The following is a 260-nucleotide window of genomic DNA, read 5'->3' on the forward strand; positions in this document are numbered from 1 at the left end:
GTAGATGTCGGCTTCGATCATCCCGTTCATCGCGATGCAGCCGAGCCGGCGCACGAGTTCCGGATGGTTGCTGATCTCCTGCGGGCGCAGCAGGATTTTTTCGCGGAACGTCGCGATCTCGTCGGCGAAGCGCTGCACGGCGGCCGGGCTCAGCGACAGCGCGGTGGCCGACGCGAAACTCAGCGTGCCGTCGTCGAGCAGGTCGAGCATGCCGTCCTGGATCACCTCGGTGTACGCGGTCAGGTTCGAGAAGCCGGCCG

The 260-nt window shown here is 66.2% G+C and carries 1 pseudogene; it reads right to left on the minus strand.

Going from position 1 to position 260, the window contains the following annotated elements:
• Positions 1-260 (minus strand): annotated as a pseudogene (locus R0J88_RS21195) (propionyl-CoA--succinate CoA transferase); the annotation flags it as partial.

It is taken from the genome of Pseudoalteromonas sp. SIMBA_162, assembly GCF_046535955.1.
Classification (GTDB): Bacteria; Pseudomonadota; Gammaproteobacteria; order Enterobacterales; family Alteromonadaceae; genus Pseudoalteromonas; species Pseudoalteromonas marina.